At 32.6% G+C, this 1170-nt stretch carries 1 protein-coding gene; it reads right to left on the bottom strand.

Features of this window, described 5'->3' with window-relative positions; genetic code table 11:
• Window positions 1–274: 274 nt before the first annotated feature.
• Complete coding sequence (locus NBRC110019_RS16690) at window positions 275–961, bottom strand: T9SS type A sorting domain-containing protein (RefSeq protein ID WP_281756603.1); 687 nt, start codon at window positions 959–961, stop codon at window positions 275–277.
• Between the last annotated feature and the right edge of the window lie 209 nt (window positions 962–1170).

The following is a 1170-nucleotide window of genomic DNA, read 5'->3' as shown; positions in this document are numbered from 1 at the left end:
TCTCCCTACATCTCCTACATCTCCTTTTAAGTATTCCATACTTCAAGATAAAAAATCATCTTGAAATATCCTAGGTTTTGAGACAGTCTGACGGTTTGTATAAGAATAGTAAGGGGTTAAAATCTACTTACTTTTCGATTTAGCACTTAGCCAAATTTACAATTTTACCGTTAATTTTCTTTTAACGTCAAATTGTAAATTTGGCGGACTTTCTTAATATGCACCAACTTTGGGTTTGGTGCTTAACCCTTATTATTTTTATACTTTGTTGTAGTTAGTTAATGATTATTTTCTCAATTGCCAATCTCTTTCCTCGCCCTATAATATTCATAAAATATACATTATTGCTTAGGTGACTAATATCAATCTGATTGTTGTTTTGGGTCAAACTCGTTTCTAAAACTAATTGACCAATAGGATTATAAATTTCTATCTTAATTAGGGCATCACTTGACAAATCAACCCAATCAACAAATATTGTACTTGTTGCTGGATTAGGATAAATCTTAATATCCTTTATGTAATCATTTGATTCTATTCCCAAAACAGGGGCAGTAACTTCTTGATAAGGGTAAGAAGACCAAGGGCAAAATTGCAATTGACCTCCAGCTATAATGGCTGGATGAGTACCAATTAATGCTGTAATTCCATCACAGAATTCAATGGCGGCAGCCGTTAACTGCCATTGATTTGGAATAAAATGCCATGAATGCCAATTAGTCCCATCGTAATTAAAGCCTCCATGCCCATTAGTAATTCCGCCACTAATAAATCTTCTATTATTAATAGGAAGTGTAAGATCATTAAGGACTTCATCTATAACCACAGAATCTGAAGTTGCGACTATAAATGATGTGAATGTAGAATCGTATGGTACTCTAAACTCAAAATATCTTAATTGAGCTGTTGCTGTGATGTTTATAATACATAGAAGTATGCCTGTAAATAATGTTTTTTTCATTTTCTTTATTTTGAGTTAGTAAATAATTAACTACAACGTTTACGTATAATATTAGTGGCGCGTTTAAGCATCTAATTTAGTAAACAAATACTTGCCAGCGGAAAATTCCGCAGGAATTTTCCAAGTAGGCTAAAACCAGCCATTAATTTTATACTTTGTTGTAGGTGTAGGCTTCCCCTAATTAGAACTGTTTATTTGTCAAAAATATC

Origin of the sequence: Neptunitalea chrysea, assembly GCF_027924145.1 — a bacterium.
GTDB classification, from domain to species: Bacteria; Bacteroidota; Bacteroidia; order Flavobacteriales; family Flavobacteriaceae; genus Neptunitalea; species Neptunitalea chrysea.
The sequence above is the reverse complement of the archived record's forward strand: the minus strand, read 5'-3'. Positions and strand labels throughout refer to the sequence as shown.